Annotated in this window: 15 protein-coding genes; all 15 read left to right on the top strand. The window is 65.4% G+C overall.

The genetic code is table 11. The features are described from left to right. Positions 1 to 79 precede the first annotated feature (79 nt). The 15 genes from V5A38_RS10185 (at position 80) to V5A38_RS10115 (ending at position 18982) form a co-directional block, all read left to right on the top strand. Positions 80 to 1189 (top strand): aminopeptidase P family protein, encoded by a 1110-nt coding sequence (locus tag V5A38_RS10185; protein WP_332325655.1) that lies wholly within the window; start codon positions 80 to 82, stop codon positions 1187 to 1189. Between the two features lie 354 nt (positions 1190 to 1543). Next, positions 1544 to 3799 (top strand): NADP-dependent malic enzyme, encoded by a 2256-nt coding sequence (locus V5A38_RS10180; RefSeq protein ID WP_332325654.1) that lies wholly within the window; start codon positions 1544 to 1546, stop codon positions 3797 to 3799. 267 nt (positions 3800 to 4066) lie between these two features. Beyond that, positions 4067 to 5734, top strand: coding sequence for an ABC transporter substrate-binding protein (locus V5A38_RS10175; RefSeq protein WP_332325653.1), 1668 nt, complete (start codon positions 4067 to 4069; stop codon positions 5732 to 5734). After that, complete coding sequence (locus V5A38_RS10170) at positions 5735 to 6733, top strand: ABC transporter permease (protein ID WP_332325652.1); 999 nt, start codon at positions 5735 to 5737, stop codon at positions 6731 to 6733. Then, a complete protein-coding gene (locus V5A38_RS10165) occupies positions 6730 to 7773 on the top strand; it encodes an ABC transporter permease (RefSeq protein WP_332325651.1) in 1044 nt (347 codons plus the stop codon). Before V5A38_RS10170 ends, V5A38_RS10165 begins: the two co-directional genes overlap by 4 nt. A 1-nt stretch (position 7774) precedes the next feature. Beyond that, entirely contained in the window at positions 7775 to 8962 is a 1188-nt protein-coding gene (locus tag V5A38_RS10160) for an ABC transporter ATP-binding protein (RefSeq protein ID WP_332325650.1), read from the top strand. Continuing rightward, entirely contained in the window at positions 8955 to 10472 is a 1518-nt protein-coding gene (locus V5A38_RS10155; protein ID WP_332325649.1) for an oligopeptide/dipeptide ABC transporter ATP-binding protein, read from the top strand. The genes V5A38_RS10160 and V5A38_RS10155 overlap by 8 nt, the downstream gene beginning before the upstream one ends. Positions 10473 to 10730: 258 nt before the next feature. After that, complete coding sequence (locus tag V5A38_RS10150; RefSeq protein WP_332325648.1) at positions 10731 to 12506, top strand: ABC transporter substrate-binding protein; 1776 nt, start codon at positions 10731 to 10733, stop codon at positions 12504 to 12506. Between the two features lie 23 nt (positions 12507 to 12529). Further along, complete coding sequence (locus tag V5A38_RS10145; RefSeq protein WP_332325647.1) at positions 12530 to 13504, top strand: ABC transporter permease; 975 nt, start codon at positions 12530 to 12532, stop codon at positions 13502 to 13504. Beyond that, on the top strand, positions 13497 to 14453 hold the full coding sequence (locus tag V5A38_RS10140; RefSeq protein ID WP_332325646.1) for an ABC transporter permease: 957 nt from the start codon (positions 13497 to 13499) through the stop codon (positions 14451 to 14453). Before V5A38_RS10145 ends, V5A38_RS10140 begins: the two co-directional genes overlap by 8 nt. Further along, a complete protein-coding gene (locus tag V5A38_RS10135; protein ID WP_332325645.1) occupies positions 14450 to 15493 on the top strand; it encodes an ABC transporter ATP-binding protein in 1044 nt (347 codons plus the stop codon). The genes V5A38_RS10140 and V5A38_RS10135 overlap by 4 nt, the downstream gene beginning before the upstream one ends. Beyond that, positions 15490 to 16896: an ABC transporter ATP-binding protein gene (locus V5A38_RS10130; RefSeq protein WP_332325644.1), complete on the top strand. Its 1407-nt coding sequence runs from the start codon at positions 15490 to 15492 to the stop codon at positions 16894 to 16896. Before V5A38_RS10135 ends, V5A38_RS10130 begins: the two co-directional genes overlap by 4 nt. Next, on the top strand, positions 16893 to 17870 hold the full coding sequence (locus tag V5A38_RS10125) for a hypothetical protein (protein ID WP_332325643.1): 978 nt from the start codon (positions 16893 to 16895) through the stop codon (positions 17868 to 17870). The genes V5A38_RS10130 and V5A38_RS10125 overlap by 4 nt, the downstream gene beginning before the upstream one ends. Beyond that, positions 17867 to 18412 carry an RDD family protein gene (locus V5A38_RS10120; RefSeq protein WP_332325642.1) on the top strand — a complete coding sequence of 182 codons (546 nt, stop codon included), beginning with the start codon at positions 17867 to 17869 and terminating at the stop codon, positions 18410 to 18412. The genes V5A38_RS10125 and V5A38_RS10120 overlap by 4 nt, the downstream gene beginning before the upstream one ends. A gap of 72 nt (positions 18413 to 18484) precedes the next feature. Further along, on the top strand, positions 18485 to 18982 hold the full coding sequence (locus V5A38_RS10115; protein ID WP_345786282.1) for a CBS domain-containing protein: 498 nt from the start codon (positions 18485 to 18487) through the stop codon (positions 18980 to 18982). Positions 18983 to 19085: the final 103 nt, after the last annotated feature.

Here is a 19085-nt window from a genome sequence, read left to right as displayed (position 1 = left end):
GCGGTCTCCGGGGTGTTGGAACTACACCTCGGAAGCGGTCTCCGGGGTGTTGAAGTCGCCGCCGCGACCATCCGGCCGTATGGTCGACCACAGCGCCCGCACCGAGCGCCTCGATGCCTATCTCGCGGCGACGGGCTACGACGCGGTCTGGTTCGCACGCCCGAACGCGTTCGCCTGGCTCACCGGGGGGAGCAACGTCGTCGACAGGGAGGATTCGGTCGGCGTCGCCGCTGCCGGGTACGTCGCCGACCCGCCCGATGAGCTGTCGAGGTTCCGCGCCGTCGCTCCCGTCGGCGAAGCCGCCCGCATCGCAGCGGAGGAGCTCCCGGACGCGTTCGACCTGGAGGCGGTGCCATGGCACACGCCCCTGGGGGAGGCGGTCGCCGAGCGCTCGCCGGAGGCCGCCGCCGCGGATTTCGACGGGCCAGGCCTGGACAAAATCGACCCCGGCCCGCTTCGCCAGCCGTTGTCCGAGGCCGATATCGAGCACTACCGGCAACTCGGCGAGGAGACCGCGGCCGCTGTCGAGCGAGTCTGCCGGGAGTTGAGCCCCGAGGACACCGAACACGAGGTGGCGTCGGCGTTGCGCATCACGCTATCCTCCGGGACCATCGAGGCGCCAGTAGTTCGGGTCGCGGGGAGTGAGCGGGCCGGACGCTACCGGGCACCCCCGGCGGGCGGCGCCGAACTCGGCGATTACGCGGTTGTGAGCGTTACGTCTGCCCGAGGTGGCCTCCACGCCTCGCTTTCTCGAACCGTCGCGTTCGACCCGCCCATGGAGCTCCGAGAGCGCTTCCGCGCGGCCGCTCGGGTCCAGGCGACCGCGCTCGCGGCAACCCACTCGGCGGTGGAATCCACCGGCGACGCCGGCGAGGTGTTCGAGGCGATCAGGGACGCCTACACCGCGGTTGGGCACCCGGACGAGTGGCAAGCTGGTGACCAGGGCGGTGCCGCGGGGTTCGCCCGCCGGGAGTGGCTCGCAGGGCCGGAGACAACGCCGCCGGTGACGGCGCCGATGGGTTACGCGTGGAACCCGACTATCGGTAGTGTTCGCAGTGAAGATACGTATCTCGTGGCAGCTGACGACGGACTGGAGTGTCTCACGGCGACACCGAACTGGCCAACACGGACGGTTTCGGCGGTCGGCTTCGACCGGGAGATCGAGCGCCACACGATGCTCGAGCGCTGACGTGGCGGGTTCGCGTCCGGCTCGCAGGTGCGAAACTCTCCCCGTGTCCTCTGCAAGTCAGCACGAACAGCATGGGATGCGATTCCTGCTCGCTCGTCTCACCCCGTCCCTCACTGGATTCGAGTCCGGGTCAGGGCTGACCGTAGCTATGTCCCCGCCAACTGATGGCGTACCCGACGGCGGGGACGCGTGTAGTTCGGAACTCTGACCAGCGACCGTGAACCCGCCGAACCACTGCGGGACGGTGAAACGGAATCGATCGATCGACCGGCGTGGCCGTGTTTTCGACGGCTGTCGAACGCGTTTTCGACGCCATCAGGTAGCTTTTTCCCCTCTCCCCGGAACCGCGAGAACATGGGAATGGACGACGACGCACGCGAATACCACCGGAGCGAACCGCCGGGGAAGATCGAGATCTCGACAACGAAGCCGACGAACACACAGCGAGACCTCTCGCTGGCCTACTCCCCGGGGGTTGCCGCACCGTGTCTCGATATCTCCGAGGACGAGAACCGCGCCTTCGAGTACACCGCGAAAGGGAACCTCGTGGGCGTGGTCTCCAACGGGACGGCCGTGCTCGGGCTGGGCGACATCGGCGCGCAGGCCTCCAAGCCCGTGATGGAGGGGAAGGGTGTGCTGTTCAAGCGCTTTGCCGACATCGACGTGTTCGACATCGAACTCGACGAGACGGAGGTCGACGCGTTCTGTAACTCCGTCCGCGCGATGGAGCCGACCTTCGGCGGCATCAACCTGGAGGACATCTCGGCGCCGGAGTGTTTCGAGATCGAGGAGCGCCTGCGTGAGGAGATGGATATCCCCGTCTTCCACGACGACCAGCACGGTACCGCCATTATCAGCGGTGCCGGGTTGATCAACGCCGCTGACGTGCTGGAGAAGGATATCAGCGAGATGGAGATCACGTTCTCCGGCGCCGGCGGCTCCGCCATCGCGACGGCGAAGTTCTACCTCGAACTCGGCGCCAAGCGCGAGAACATCACCATGTGTGACTCGACAGGCATCATCACCGAGCAGCGCGCCGAGGCGGGCGACCTGCCGGAGTACAAGGAGCAGTTCGCCCAGGACCTGCCCAAGGGCGACCTCGCCGACGCGATAGAGGGAACGGACATGTTCGTCGGCCTCTCGGTCGGCGGCATCGTCTCCCAGGAGATGGTGGCGTCGATGGCCGAGGACCCCATCATCTTCGCGATGGCCAATCCCGACCCCGAAATCGGCTACGAGAAGGCCCGCGAAGCCCGCGACGACACCGTCGTGATGGCGACTGGCCGGTCGGACTACCCCAACCAGGTCAACAACGTGCTCGGCTTCCCGTTTCTCTTCCGCGGGGCGCTCGACGTTCGCGCGACCGACATCTCCGAGAACATGAAGCGGGCGGCCGCCGAGGCGCTCGCGGAACTCGCCCGGAAGGACGTCCCCGACGCCGTCGTGAAGGCGTACGGCGACCAGCCGCTTCAGTACGGCCCGGAGTACGTCATCCCGAAACCCGTCGACCCGCGGGTGCTGTTCCAGGTTGCGCCCGCCGTCGCCGAGGCGGCGATGGACGAGGGTGTCGCACGGGCCGAGATCGATACCGACGACTACGCGGAACGGCTGGAGGCCCGGCTGGGCAAATCACGCGAGATGATGCGGGTCGTGCTCAACAAGGCCAAGAACGACCAGCAGCGCGTCGCGCTCGCGGAGGGCAACGACGAGAAGATGGTGCGGGCGGCCGCCCAGATCCAGGAGCAGGGGATCGCCGAACCCGTGCTGCTGGGCAACCGTTCCGAGATCGAGAACACCGCGAACCGGCTCGGGCTCGGCTTCTCGCCCGAAACCATCGACCCGCGCGTCGACGAGACGGAGCGGTACGCCGAACGGCTCTACGAGCTCCGCCAGCGGAAAGGCATCACCCGGAGTGAAGCCGGTGAACTGGTTCGCCGGGACACCAACTACCTCGGGAGCGCGATGGTCGAGCAGGGTGACGCCGACGCGCTGCTCACGGGGCTCACGCACCACTACCCGTCGGCGCTGCGGCCGCCGCTGGAAGTGATCGGCACCGCCGAGGACGCCGACTACGCGGCAGGCGTCTACATGCTGACGTTCAAAAACCGGGTCGTGTTCTGTGCGGACGCGACGGTGAACCAGGACCCGAGCGAGGAGATTCTCGCCGAGATCACCAAACACACCGCCGAGCTGGCCCGGAGTTTCAACGTCGAACCACGCGCGGCGCTGCTCTCCTACTCCAACTTCGGCTCCGTGGACAACGAGGGCACCCGCAAACCCCGCCACGCCGCGGCCGCCCTGCGTGCGGACCCAGCGGCCGACTTCCCAGTCGACGGGGAGATGCAGGCCGACACGGCCGTCGTCGAGGACATTCTCACCGACACCTACGAGTTTTCGGACCTGGAGGAGCCCGCGAACGTGCTCGTGTTCCCGAACCTGGAGGCGGGCAACATCGCCTACAAGCTGCTTCAGCGCCTCGGTGGCGCCGAGGCAATCGGCCCGATGCTCGTCGGCATGGACAAGCCCGTTCACGTGATGCAGCGCGGTGACGAGGTGAAGGACATCGTCAACCTCGCTGGCGTGGCTGCGGTCGACGCGCAGCAGGAGTAAGCGTGGAGCGGCCCGAGCGCGCCAGGGCGCTGGCACGAGCCAGTTCCCTGCCCCGCTGAGGACGCCCGGGAGGAGAATCCTGACACACGTTCGACGAACGCGGCGGACGCTCGTGGGTCACCCGGAAATATCTCAGCCCAGTACACTTACGGAATATTCACCAAATCCGCGCGTTTCCCTAAAATTCGGCACGAAATCCGGGGACAGGGATCCAGGTATTTCGAGAGATTCGCAGAGTATAAGCCAGTTCGACTCGTGTCCCTGTTTATGACTGACAAGGAGAAGGCAGGCGTTAACAGGCGACGATTTCTCAGTTTTGCCGGTGCTGCGACCGCAACCGCGGTCGCCGGCTGCGCGGGCGACGACTCGCCCGAGGATGAGGGGGGCATGGACGACACCGACACTCCCGAGTCGACCGACAGCGATACCGACACCGAACCTAGCGACGAGACCGAGACCGAGCGGCCGGAGCCGACAACCCGCGAGGGCTACCTCCAGCGGGCAAACCGGGTTATCCACGACCAGTCGCCGTGGGTCTTCCTGAACCGCCAGTACTCCGTCTACGGGAAGAGTAGTGACATCGAGTGGGAGGCCCGCGCCGACGAGTTCATCGACGGCTACGGCATCTCGCCGGCGACCGACAACGGCCAGGACGTCGTCATCAACCAGTCCCAGATGGACAGCGGGCTCGACCCGCAGGACCACCGGGAGACGCCGACGGACAACATCGTGCTCCAGGCCTACGAAGGCGTGCTCGACCGCGACCGCTCAGGCGCCATCATGGAGAAGCTCGCGACCGACTACAGCCGTCCCGAGGACGGCCGCATCCGGTTTACGATCCGTGAGGGCGTCTCGTTCCACTCCGGCGACGACCTCACCAAGGAGGACGTGGCGTACTCCATCAACCGCATCGTCGACCCCGACGCGGGTGGACTCGCGAGCCCACAGTCGGACCAGCTCGCGGGTGTCACCGGTGCGGAGCCGGTCGACGGCGAAAACGCCGTCGACGTGATGAGCGACGGGCTCAACCCCATCGTCTTCTCCCTGTTCGCGAGCTACGGCCCGATCATGAACAAGTCGTGGGTGGAGGCCAACGACAGCTCCTACATCAACCAGAACATCGACGGCACCGGGCCGTTCGTGCTCGAGACGTACGAGAGCGAAGTGCAGGTCGTCTTCAACCGCAACGACAACTACTGGCGGGATGCCGCGGACATCAGCTCGCTCACCATCAAATCGGCGAGCGAGTCCAGCACGCGCGTGAACTCCCTGCTCTCGGGCGAGGCTGACATCGTCGTCAACGTTCCCCCCCAGGAGGTCAGCCGTGTGGAGAACGACGACAACGCGAGCATCTCCGCGGTGCCGTCGACGCGCGTCATCTTCAACGCGATGCGCTACGACGTCGAACCGTTCGACTCGCCGGAGTTCCGGACGGCCATCAACTACGCCATCGATCTCGAGAGCATCATCGCGAACGTGCTCCAGTCGTTCGGCACACCCACCGCACAGCCGACTCTCGAGGGGTTCTTTGGCTACAACCCTGACCTCGAGGTCTACCCGCAGGACCAGGCGGAGGCGGAGGCGCTCGTCGAGGAATCGGGCTACGCTGGCGTGGAGATCGAACTGCACACGCCCATCGGGCGCTACCTGAAGGACGTGGAGATCGCCCAGGCGATCGCCTCGCAGGTCGACGAGCTCTCCAACGTCTCCGCGTCGGTCCAGCAGCGTGATTTCGCGACGCTGGCCGGCGAGGTCACCACCGGGAAGCTCGAGGACAAACCCCACTGGTACCTGCTGGGCTGGGGGAACGAGACGTTCGACGCGAGTCAGACGATCATCCCGCTGCTGACGACCGAAGGGGCGCTCACCAGCTACTCGAACGAGGAGCTCGACCGCCTCATCGACCAGGCCCAGAGCCTGCCGAGCGAACAGTAGATGTCGTACGGTCGGTTCCTGCTGAAACGTGGGCTCCAGGGAATCCTCGTCGTCTGGGGCGTCGTCAGCATCGTCTTCATGCTGCGGTTTATCACACCGGGGAGCCCTGTCGACGCCGTGGCGCCCCTGGACGCGAGCCAGGAGCTCAGGCAACGTATTGCCGAGGAGCTCGGGCTCAACCAGCCGCTGTACATCCAGTATCTCACCTATCTCTGGGATCTGCTTCAGGGGGACATGGGCTACTCCTACATCTCGGGGATCGAAGCCAGCGCGATGGTGTTCTCGAAGCTGCCGGCGACGCTCGAACTCGCCATCGCCAGCAGCATCGTCGCCATCACGCTCTCGATCCCGCTGGGCGTCATCAGCGCCACGCGGCGCCACGCGCCGGCCGACTACGCGGCGACGACGTTCTCGCTTGTCGGCATCTCGACGCCGAACTTCTGGCTGGGCATCATGCTCATCCTCCTGCTGTCGGTGGAGTTCGGGCTGTTCCCGACCAGCGGCCGGGCGTTCGGCTTCGTCGAGGCGTTCCAGCTCCTGTTCAGCGACGGGTTCGGCGCGTTCGCCGACGCGTTCTGGCAGTGGCTCAGACACATCATCCTCCCGGCAGTAACGCTCGGGACGTACTTCACCGCGCTCATCACCCGACTGACGCGGTCGGGGATGCTCGAAGAGCTGGGCCAGTCCTACATCAAGGCGACCCGGGCCAAGGGGCTTCCCGAGACGCTCGTGCGCTACAAGCACGCGCTCCGGAACACGCTCATCCCGGTGATCACCGTGCTGGGGCTCCAGCTCGGAACGCTCATCGGCGGCGCCGTCATCACCGAGGCGGTGTTCTCCTGGCCCGGTCTCGGGACGACGCTAATTAACGCGATCAACGTCCGTGATTGGCCGATTCTGCAGGCGACGCTGGTCGTCATCGGCTGTGGCTTCGTCGTCGTGAACATCGTCGTCGACGCCATCTACGGCTATCTCGACCCACAGGTGGTCACTGAATGATCTCTCCACGTACGCTGCGAAACCTCAAGAAGGAACTGCGCTCCAGCTGGTTGGCGAAGCTGGGAATCGCGCTCGTCCTGCTCATGGTGTTCGTCGCCATCTTCGCCCCGTTTATCGCGATTCAGAACCCGGCGGACCAGGACCTGGAGAACAACAACCTGCCGCCGCTGGGCTTCAGCAAGACGAGTCAGGTGACCACCTCCGAGATGGTCAACGGCTCGCTCGTGGTTAGCAACGAATCGGTAACGGTGAACGCGACGACGGCACACCCACTCGGTACGAACTCACTGGGGCAGGATATCTACTCCAGAGCCATCTACGGCGCCCGGACGTCGATGCTCGTCGGCATCCTCGGGACGACGCTGGCGGCGCTGCTGGGCGTGAGCGTCGGCCTCGTCTCGGGCTACTACCGCGGGCGAATCGACGACGGGCTGATGCGCGTCGCCGACATCTCGCTCGCGTTCCCCTCGCTCGTACTCGCGATCGCGCTCATCGGACTCTGGGGCCGTGCGGCCGTCGAGGTCCCCGACCCGTTCGTCATCATGGGGCTCGTCGACCCAGTCCGGGGTGCCCTCGGCCTCTCGGCGGAGATGCCGGAGACGTTCGTGCTCCCCGGCACCGTCATCGTCGTGGTCGGCCTCGTCAACTGGGTCTGGTTCGCGCGAATCGCCCGCGGTGAGGCGCTCTCCATCCGCGAGGAGGAGTACGTCAAGGCCGCGAAGGCGCTCGGTGCGGACGATTTCCGGGTCGTCGCCCGCCACGTGCTGCCCAACGCGACGACGCCAATCCTGGTGCTGGCGACGATTCAGGTCGCCGCCATCATCCTGCTGGAGTCGTCGCTCTCCTTCCTCGGCTTCTCGGGGACGACGCTCTCGTGGGGCTTCGACATCTCCCAGGGCCGGGGGTATCTCTCCTCGGCCTGGTGGATTGCCACCGTGCCCGGCCTCGCGATCGTGCTCGCCGTAGTGGGAATCAACCTCGTCGGCGACTGGCTCAGGGACGCACTCGACCCCGGTATCGAGGGGGAGGGGGGTGTCTGAGATGGCCGACGAGATCCTCCGGGTACGGAACCTGACGACCCGCTTTTTCACGGAGGAGGGACAGATCAACGCCGTCGAGAGCGTCGACTTCGACGTGCGCGATGGCGAGGTGTTCGGCATCGTCGGCGAGTCCGGCAGCGGGAAATCCGTCACCGCGCTCTCGCTCATCGACCTGGTTGAGACGCCGGGCCGGATCGTCGAGGGCGAGGTCTGGTACCGTAACACGGACCTCGCCGACGAACACCGCGAGAGCCACCCGGATGCCGTCGACGGCGAGTTCGTCGACGTCCGCCAGCTGCCGGAATCGACCCGGCGCTGGCTCCGTGGCCCCGCCTTCGCGACCATCTTCCAGGACCCGATGAGCAGCCTCAACCCCTCGCTCACCGTGGGCGAACAGATCGCCGAGGCCGTCGAGGTCCAACGCCGCGCTCGGTCGAACCCGCGTCGCACCCGGAGCCGAACCCAGGGGTACGGCCTGAGCCGGTTCTTGCTGGACTCCGTACTCCCCTCGCAGGATTACGTCAGCGACGAGAGCCAGGGACGGGCGGTCGACCTGCTGGAGCAGGTGGGCATTCCCGATCCCGAGGAGCGGGCGACGGAGTATCCACACCAGTTCTCCGGCGGCATGCTGCAGCGGGCGATGATCGCGCAGGCCCTCGCCGGCGAACCCGACGTGCTCATCGCCGACGAGCCGACGACGGCGCTGGACGTGACCATCCAGGCGCAGATCCTGAACCTCCTCTCGGACCTACAGGAAACAGAGGACATGAGCGTCGTGCTCATCACGCACAACCTCGGCGTCATCGCCCGGATGTGCAACCGCGTCGGCGTGATGTACGCCGGCGAGGTCGTCGAACGCGGCTCGTTGACGGACGTGTTCGAGAACTCCGTCCACCCCTACACCCGGGGGCTGCTGGGCTCGGTACCGGACGTCGAGGACCCCGCGCCCCGGCTCTCACCGATCGAGGGGAACGTCCCCAGTCTGCTCGATTCGCGGATGGGCGACCGGTGTTACTTCGCCGACCGCTGCCCGAAGGCGATGGAGTCCTGTCTCACCACGATCGAGGAGCGTGATACCTTCAGGGCCGGCCACAAGGCCCGCTGTGTCCTCGCGGACCGCCCTTACGACGAGAGCGAGGCGGTACCAACTGGCCACTTCGAGGAACCGGAGGTGCCCACCGATGACTGAGTCCTGGGCCGATGCAGCTGACCCGCTCGTGCAGGTTCGAGACCTGGAGAAATACTACTACGAGCAGGACAGCATCATCGACAGTATCCTGCGTCGGGAGGCCCAGAGCGTCAAAGCCGTCGACGGCATCGGCTTCGACATCCACGAGGGTGAGACGCTCGGGCTCGTCGGCGAGTCCGGTTGTGGGAAGTCCACGACCGGCGAGACGCTGCTCCGGCTTCGGGAGGCGACCAACGGCACCGTCAGCTTCGACGGCGAGGACGTGCTCGCGCTGGGCGACAAGGAGCTCTCGGAGTTCCGCCGGCGCGCCCAGATCGTCTTCCAGGACCCGTTCTCCAGTTTGGACCCGCGGATGACCGTCGGCGCCATCATCGCCGAAGGACTGAAGATCCACGGGCTCCCCCGCAGCGACCCGAACGTCGCTGGAGTCGCCGACGTGACCGTCGTGGGCGACTCCCTCGGTCAAGGCAACGTCGACGTCCACGTCGACGACGATATCGACCGCATCGTCGATGCCGAGGCGGGCGTCGCAAGAGTCGCCGTCACCGTCCGCGAGAGCGAGGACGGCGCCGTCGTGACGCTCGACCGAACGGACAACCTGCTCAGTACGACCGTCGAAAGCAGCCAGGACGGCACGGTCACCGTCACGATATCCGTCGACGCCTCGGACCGGGAGATCCGGCGCGCTCGGGCAGGCAGCCTCCTCGAACGCGTTGGGCTCTCGGGTGACCAACTGGACCGCTACCCCCACGAGTTCTCCGGCGGGCAGCGCCAGCGTGTCGGGGTCGCTCGCGCGCTCGCGCTCGACCCGGATTTCATCGTGCTCGATGAGCCGGTGTCCGCCCTCGACGTGAGCGTGCAGGCCCAGGTGTTGAACCTGCTCGACGACCTACAGGCGGAGTTCGGCCTCACCTACCTGTTCATCGCCCACGACCTGAGCGTCGTGCGGCATATCTGCGACCGGGTGGCGGTGATGTATCTCGGGAAGATCGCCGAGATCGGCCCGACCGACGAGATCTTCGAGGCTCCCGACCATCCCTACACGGAGGCGCTGCTGGAGAGCGTTCCCCGCGCGGAGGCCGAAGAGCAGGGCCGCCGCGTCGCGACGCTCTCCGGCGACGTCCCGTCGCCGAGAAACCCGCCGTCGGGCTGCCGGTTCCGTACCCGGTGTCCCAAGGTGATTCCGCCTGAAGAGCTGGATATCGACCAGGACGCGTTCCGCGAGGTGATGGATCTCCGCGAGCGCATCGAGGCCGCGGAGCTCGACCCCGATAGCGTTCGGGGTGGGACGGCGGCGTTCATCGATTCGTTCTTCGACGTCGACCTCCCCCGCGAGGACGTCTCGACGATCGAGGAGGCGCTCGGCTCAGTCGTCTCCGAAGAGTTCGACGCAGCTGCCGAGACGCTCCGGAAGCGCTACGAAACGGTCTGTGAGACGACCGAGCCGGTGACCGGTGACGGTAGTGCCCATCTTTCGGCGTGTCATCTCTCAGATGACGGACCTATCTAGCCCATCCGGTGGTGTTTCGATACTACCAGTGATTGGTCACCGTGAATCCTACTCGGAACTGTCAGGCTATCTCTCTGCGTACATTTGCTGGTTCAAACCTGTTCGAACCGGGGCTCCTAACCGTGATTCGTAAATAATATCTTCTTCCAAAAGCAGAAATAAGAATCATCTGCTTCCATGGCTTTGATACTATTCGATAAAAACTGTGCCGGAACCAGCAAAAACCTCATAACCCTGCGAGTATACTGCTGATTACGTATGTCACAATCTGGCAATTACATCGAACGGCGCTCCTTCCTGAAAACCGGGGCCGCCGGGGTCGCAGGCGCAAGTACGATGCTCGCTGGCTGTGCCGGCGGCGACGGCGAGACGCCGACCGATACCGAGGCGGAAACTGAAACTGAGGGCGAGGACACTGAGGTACCAACTGCAACTGAGGCCGAAGGAGAGATTCAGACGGGCGGCGAGCTAACCGTCGCGCTCCAGTCCGACCCGTTCACCCTCCACCCGCATCACTACACGGACACGTCGTCCTCGCAGCTAGCGGCCAACTACGGCAACCGGCTCGTGGACGTCACACCGAACGGGAAGCTGGTACCGGATCTCGCGACGGAGATTCCAGAGCCCCAGGAGGGCGGAACCAAGTACGTCTTCCAGATCGAGGAAGGCGTCCAGTTCCACGGCGACTACGGCGAGTGTAAAGCACAGGATATCGTCGACATCTATCACCGCATCCTGAGTACGGACTACTGGGGCGACCTGGACGAGGAGAAGGTGCAGGCGCCCGCACGTGCCGACTACGAGGGCATCCTCGTTGGCGAGGGACTCGACCGAAAAGAGACGGTGCAGGCGACGGGCGAGTACGAGATCACGTTCAAACTTTCACAGCCGTACGCGCCGTTCCTCTACAAACTGACCGACGGCCGGATGACGGCGGTACCGCCGGAAGCCATCGAGGAGCACGGGAAGGACTTCGGGACCGTGGACAACGGCGTCTGGGCGACGGGGCCCTTCAAGTTCGTCGAGGGACGCGCCGACGACCACTACACGTTCGAGAAGTTCGACGACTACTTCAAAACCGACGATAACGGCAACGCGCTGCCGTATCTGGACAAGACCCGATGGAACATCGTGCCAGAGTCCTCGGTGCGCAAAACCCAGATCAAGACCGGAAACGTCGACATCTCGGAGGTGGTGCCGGCCCGTGACGTGAAGGGCCTCCAGGACGCCGAGGCGGTCACGATCAACAGCCGCCCCGGCTCCTCGCTGCTGAGCCTCTACGTCAACACCCGGACGTTCGAGCCACTTGCAAAGAAGAAGATGCGGAAGGCATTGGCCTACGGGATGAGCAAGCAGGCGCTCGTCCAGACGAAGTTCAACGGGTTCGCGACCCCCGGCTGGAGCATCTTCCCGCCGTGGCACTGGGCCTACGATGATTCCGTGACCAAGTACAAACACGATCCCCAGAAGGCGGAATCGCTGGCACAGGAGGCCGGTGAGGCCGGGCTGCAGTTCAACTGCTCGCCGACGAACCAGCCGCTGTTCACCGACGCTGCGACGATCATGCAGCAGGGATACACCAACATCGGGATCGATATGGAGATCACGCCCAAGGAGAAATCGGCCGCGTGGGGCCCGACCATCGGCGCGTGGGACCCTAAGACGTTCGAGCCCAAGGACAAGGTCGGCCCACCCTCCAGCTACAACTCCCACGTCGAGGACCTCACCTACGGCTTCAACGCTGACGGCTACAGCTACATCACGTTCCACACGAACGCGTGGCTGAACGTCTCCTACTACTCCAACGACGATGTCGACGGATGGCTGGAGGACGCTCGCAAGGCGACCAGCCGCGAGGAGCGCAAAGAGCTCTACTCGAAGGCGCAGAAACAGATTATGGAGGATACGCCCCAGATACACGGTGTCTGGTGGAACGTCAACCAGGCGTTCCGCAACAACGTGCAGTCCTTCAACACCTACCCCTCCTTTGCGATCGATCTGGAAACGGTCTGGAAAGGAGAGGCAAGCGCCTAACGTTCTCCTCTCTCTCTCTAAATATGGGATTAGGTAAATACGCGCTGAAGCGAATGCTGCTGTTGATTCCGGTGTTCCTCGGAGTCACAGCTGTCGTCTTCCTCCTGCTGAAGCTGGTGCCGGGCAACCCCGTCGCGGTGCTGTTGCCCCCCGCTTCCCGGACGCCGGAGCAGATCGCGTCGTTGCGGGCCCGGCTCGGGCTGAACCAGCCAATATACATCCAGTACGCGAAATGGCTCTGGAGCGCGCTCCAGGGCAACCTGGGAACGTCCTACGCCAACCAGCGACCAGTGACCACCATCATGGCCGGCGCCATCTGGCCGACGATGCAGCTGACCATCGTCGCGTTCGTGGTCGCGCTGTTCATCGCCATCCCGGTCGGTGTGGCCTCCGCGGTGTACAAGGACACGTGGATCGATAACCTCGGCCGCGTCATTGCCTTCACCGGCATCTCCATCCCCGCCTTCTGGCTGGGCATCATGGTGATCCTGCTGTTCGCGTTGTGGATACCGAACGCGACCGGGCTCCCACAGTTGATACCAGCCGGGGGATACGTCTCGCCGAACCAGGACTTCTTCGGCTGGCTCAGGCACGTTATCGCCCCCGGTGCGGTCCTCGGTCTGGGCTTTTCGGCGTTGACGACGCGGTTGACCCGCGCGTCGATGGTCGAGGTGCTCAACGAGGACTACGTCCGAACCGCCCGTGCGAAGGGAGTCCGAGCGAAGGCCGTCGTGATGATCCACGCGTTCCGAAACGCGCTCATCCCGGTGCTCACGGTCATGGGACTGCAGCTCGGCTTCCTGCTCAACGGCTCCATCGTCGTCGAACAGGTGTTCCAGTGGCCCGGCATCGGTCGCCTGCTGTTCCAGGCGGTGCTCAACCGGGATTTCCCGCTCATCCAGGGGATCGTGCTGTTCATCGCGACGATTTTCGTGTTTGCGAACCTGCTCGTCGACCTCATGTACGCCGTCTTAGATCCAAGGATCAGATATGACTGAAAGCGAAACGCAGAGTGGGACGTACAGCCAGCCGGACCTCGGCGAGCGCATCGCCGACGGTGGCCGGCGGCTGGTGGAGCTCTACGGTCGGCTGGACCGTACCTCGCAGGTATCGTTCTGGGTACTCGTAGTCATCGTCCTGGCCGCGGTACTCGCCCAGCCAATCAAGCTGTTCGGCGTCCCAATCCAGCCGTTCACGTTGGCGCCGTACGACCCGGTCCAGCCGAACTACAACGCTGCCCTCGTCGAGCCATCGCTCGCGCACCCGATGGGAACCGACCTGACGGGTCGGGACATCTTCAGCCGCGTGCTCGCTGGCGCCCGTATCTCGCTGCTCGTCGGGCTGTTCGCAGTCGCGCTGGCGATGGTTATCGGCGTCCCCATCGGTTCGGTCGCCGGCTACGCCGGCGGCTGGATCGACGAGGCGCTGATGCGGGTGACGGACGTGATGATTTCGTTCCCCGCGCTGGTGATTGCACTGGCGCTCGTCGGCGCGCTGGGGCCGAACATCCGGAACGTCATCCTCGTCATCGGCATCGTCTACTCCCCACAGTACGCCCGCCTGATACGCGGGCAGGTACTCTCCATCAAGGAGGAGGAGTACATCGAAGCTGCAGAGAACACCGGGCTGGGGGATATGGGGATCCTCTTCAAACACGTCATCCCGAACTCCTTTGCGCCGGTGTTCGTCCAGGCGACGTTCCACGTGGCGACGGCCATCATCTTCGAGGCCTCGCTGTCCTTCCTGGGACTCGGCGTCCAGCCGCCGACGCCGACGTGGGGTGTGCTCATCGCAACCGGGCGGAACTACCTCCCTGCGGAGTGGTGGATCTCCACGTTCCCCGGGATTGCGATCTTTATCACTGTCCTGGCGCTGAACCTGCTAGGTGACGGGCTACGCGACGAGTTCGACCCGCGCTCGGCGACCGAAGGAGGGCCCGAGGCATGAGCCAGGAACAACAGGAACACGGTCCACGATCGGCACCAGCCGGGGTCGAAGAGCACGAACTCATCGCCCGCGAGGACGCGCTGCTCTCCGTCGAGAACCTCCACACGCGGTTCGACACGGAGACGGGCACGGTTCGTGCGGCCGACGGCGTCTCCTTCGGCATCGACGAAGGGGAGATCGTCGGCCTCGTCGGCGAGTCCGGCTCGGGGAAATCAGTCACCAGTCTCTCGCTGATGCGACTGATTCAGGACCCCGGTTACATCCCACAGGGGAGTATCAACTTCGACGGCGAGGACCTGCTCGAAAAATCCGAAGAGGAGATGCGCCAGCTCCGTGGCGACCGCATCTCGATGGTGTTCCAGGAGCCGATGAGCGCGCTTAACCCCGTCTACGACATCGGCTGGCAGGTCGGGGAGCCGCTGCGAGTCCACGAGGACATGAAGATGGCTGCCTCCCGTCAGCGGTCCGTCGAACTGATGCGGCAGGTCGGCATCCCCTCGCCGGAGGACCGGGTGGAGGACTACCCCCACCAGTTCTCCGGCGGGATGCGCCAGCGTGCGATGATTGCGATGGCGCTCGCCAACGAACCGGATCTGCTCATCGCTGACGAGCCAACGACGGCGCTGGACGTGACCATCGAGGCACAGATTCTCGACCTCATCAGGGATCTGAACCGCGAAATCGGGATGGCGGTGCTGCTGGTCACCCACGACCTCGGCGTCGTCGCCGAGGTGTGTGACCGCGTCGCAGTGATGTACGCTGGCCGGATCGTGGAGTACGCCGACGTGAAGTCGCTGTTCGCGGACCCGCGCCACCCGTACACGAAGGGGCTACTCTCCTGTGTCCCCAACCCGGCGGAAGCTGACCAGGAGCTCGAGCCCATCGGTGGCGAGGTGCCGAATCTCGCGAACACACCCGACGGCTGTCACTTCGCGCCGCGGTGTCCGTACGAAGTCGACGAGTGTCACTCGGTCGATCCGAAACTCCGTGAGGTCGACGAGAACCACTACGCTGCCTGTATCTGGGAGGATCCACAATGAGTATGGAATCAGTGACGGAGCCGGCCCCAGCGGACACCGATACCGTCCTCTTCAGGCTCGACGGACTGGAGAAGTATTTCGAGGAGGGCGACTGGGTCACGAACCTGCTGCCGGGTCGCTCGCCGACGCAGGTTCGCGCTGTCGACGGTGTCACCCTCGACATCCGCGAGGGAGAGACCCTCGGCCTCGTTGGCGAGTCCGGCTGCGGGAAGTCGACGCTGGCCCGTGCCGCGCTCCGCCTGCTTGAGCCGACCGGCGGAACCGTCAGCTACCAGGGCCGGGACATCACGGAGTACAACGACGACGAACTCCGGGCATTCCGGGGCGAGGCCCAGATGATCTTCCAGGACCCGTTCGCCTCGCTCAACCCCCGATACACGGTGCAGAAGACGCTCGTCGAACCGATGAGCATCCACGACATCGGTGCCAGCAAGCAGGAGCGCATCGACCGGGCCGGTGATCTGCTGGAGCGCGTGGGTCTCGCACGCAACATGCTCGACCGCCACCCACACGAGTTCTCGGGTGGGCAGCGCCAACGGGTCGCCATTGCCCGCGCGCTGGCCGTCGAGCCGAAGCTCATCGTCGCCGACGAGCCAACCAGCGCGCTCGACGTGAGCGTCCAAGCGAAGATTCTGAACCTCCTCGACGATCTCCGGGAGGAGATGGGCCTGACGATGCTGTTCATCAGCCACGACCTCTCGGTCATCCGCCGGATTACCGACCGCGTCGCGGTGATGTATCTCGGCGAAATCGTCGAGACAGCCGGCACCGACGAGCTGTTCGACAACCCAGAGCATCCCTACGCACAGGCGTTGCTCTCTTCCATTCCAGTGCCTGACCCGACGGTCGAACGCGAGCGGATCCCGCTCGAGGGCGACGTCCCGACGCCCATCGACCCGCCGACAGGCTGTCGGTTCCACCCGCGCTGTCCGCGGGTCATTCCGACGGAGGACTGGGTTGGCACCCAACAGGAGTGGCGTCGCCTCCTCCGGTTCAAGGCACGGCTGCGCAACGAGGGGATCGACGTCGACGCCGTTCGGAGCCAGCTCGAAGCCCAGGACCAGCCGACCGACGACGCGTCGGTTCGGGACGCACTCTACGAGGAGTACATCCGCCGAGAGGACGTGACTGACGCCGAGACGGTGGAGCTCCCAGAGCCAAGCAGAGACGACGTACAGGAAGCCATCGAACTGCTCGTCGACGAGGGGAACGACGCTGCCGGTGACCGACTCGACGAGGTGTACACGAGCGTCTGTGAGTCCGATATCCCCCGTGAGGTGTCAGCCGGCCCCGAGGGCAATCGGCGGGTCGTCTGCCACCGCTACGACGACACGAAGCCGGGAACGCCCGAAGGCGGACCGTCGGGCGACATCAGCGGGATCGACACCGAGGGCGACGCATGAGCGCGGCCTCGACACAGCTTTCCCGCACGCTCGTACTCAACGGGCTCCGGGACCTCAGCGGCGGCCGCCGTGTGCTCGAGGACGACGCCTCCCGCGAAACGGTACGGAAGGCGTTCGAGGCGGCGCTCCACGTCGCCGAGCGGGACCGCTTCAGAACGGAGATGGAGAACGCGTCGACCGACGGACTGGACGAGGAAGGCGAACGGTTCGTCGAGCGCTGTGCGGACGACGTGTTAGCCGAGCTGGTCGAGGACGGCGTTCGCGCGACGCTCGTCCACGAGGCGGTGCTGACGATGCCGGCCGACGAGGCGGCCGTCTACTCGTTCATGGTGAGTCACGACCCGGAGACGCTTTCGGGCGTTCCCGTCGACGGTGAGGCACGAGAGAAGCTCGTACACGGTGCCGAGGCCGTCGCGGACGCGGAGTTCGACCGCGCAGTCGACGCGTTCGACGACGCCGTCTCAGCCAGCGCTGGCGGCGACGGCTCGCTCGCGACCCGCGTGCTTGCGGGCTACGCCTGCCATCTGGCTGGCCGGGACTCCGATGCGATCCATTACGTCGAGGAGACGCTCCACCTCGACACCGGTGTCCACACCGCGAAACTGGTCGGCTACGCGGCCGACCATCGCTATCCCGAGAAGTTCCGCTCCGGAAAGCTTGGCGCGCGGCTGTTCTTCCGGTGGTCGACGTCGCTGCCGGAGTTCGGCGAGGTTACTGTCGCTGCCGGCCCCGCGGACGGCGCGCCGACGCCGCTGGAGGGGAGCGAGGAGTGCAAGCCGCTCCCGCGGCTCTGGCCAGAAACCACGATCCAGGTGCGCGTCTCCGGTGACCTGCCGGAGCTCCCCCCCGTCGAGTCGTACTACGTGGCGAGCGGCGTCGCAGACCTCGAAGTGTACGAAGCCCGCAGCGTCGAGGAGATGCTGTTGAGCGGGCCGACGGACACCGAGGCGGAGGAACGACTCCGGTTCGAATGAGTCAGTCTCCCTCCGATACCGACGACACAGGACCGGGCGCCACGGGAACCGAGAAAGCGGTCATCGGCCGCCGCATCGCCGCCACGCTGATCGACTCCGTGATCGTCTTCGCCATCCTGTATGCGGGGATGGTCACGTTCGGTGGGCTTGGCCTCGATAACCGCGCGAGCCTCGCGCCGGCGGTCATCATCGGCTTCTACCTCTGGTACGTCTTCTCCGTACTGGGGTTCGCGCCGCTGCTCGTGTTGCACGACTACTCCGCGTTCTGGTTCGTGGTCGGCGTTGGCCTCTGGGCAACCTACGCCATCGTCTTCGAGGCGACGCTGAGTGCGACGCCGGGGAAACTGCTCACCGGTATCGTCGTCATCGCCGAGAACGGTGACCGGGTGGGGCTCCGTGGCGTCGTGGTTCGGAACCTGCTCCGGGCCGTGGACTCCATCGGCTTCTACTTCGTGGGGTTCGTCGCGCTCGCGCTGAGCTCTCGACGCCAGCGCCTGGGCGACCGATTCGGTCATACTGCGGTGGTCCGCAGGAGCGAGTAGTCGCTCCGCCGACCCCTGCTTCGTCTGTCCCACCGTCGACCAGCAACGTTCACGTGGCCCCCGGCCAACCCTCTGGCTATGAACGCGGCAGACGTAATGACGTACGACGTCGAGACCGTCTCCCCCGACGACGAGGTCGGCGACGTGCTCGGCCGGCTCGCGGACGTGGACTTCAGCGGATTCCCCGTCGTCGAGGACGGCGAGGTGGTCGGCGTCGTCACCGAGGGCGACCTGGTCGACCTGTTCGAGACCGAGGACCGGGTGCTCTGGATTCCCATCGGGCTCCCACCGTTCGTCGACACGCTGACCTACGCCATCGACGCCTCCTGGACCGACCTCGACCTCGGCCTGGACCTGGCGGCCCACGTCGACGACCCCATCCGAGACGTGATGAGTACCGACGTGGTCACGGTCGGCCCGGACGCGGACATCGACGACCTGCTCGCGCTGCTGGCCGACACCGAGCGGGACATCAACCGCGTGCCGGTCATCGAGGACGGCGAACTCGTCGGCATCGTCACCCGGCAGGACCTGCTCCGCGGGCTGAAAAAGGAGCGCGACGTCGCCTGACTCGGGAGCGTCCGACGCCGGATACCTGCGCCCGGAACGGAGCGCCTAAACCAATCAGACCCTCATAGTGATTACTGCGAATCGTTGCATCGACGGTGTCGAA

Origin of the sequence: Halolamina sp., assembly GCF_036626355.1 — an archaeon.
Classification (GTDB): Archaea; Halobacteriota; Halobacteria; order Halobacteriales; family Haloferacaceae; genus Halolamina.
Note: the sequence above shows the minus strand (reverse complement) of the source record. Positions and strands in the feature narration are given on the sequence as shown.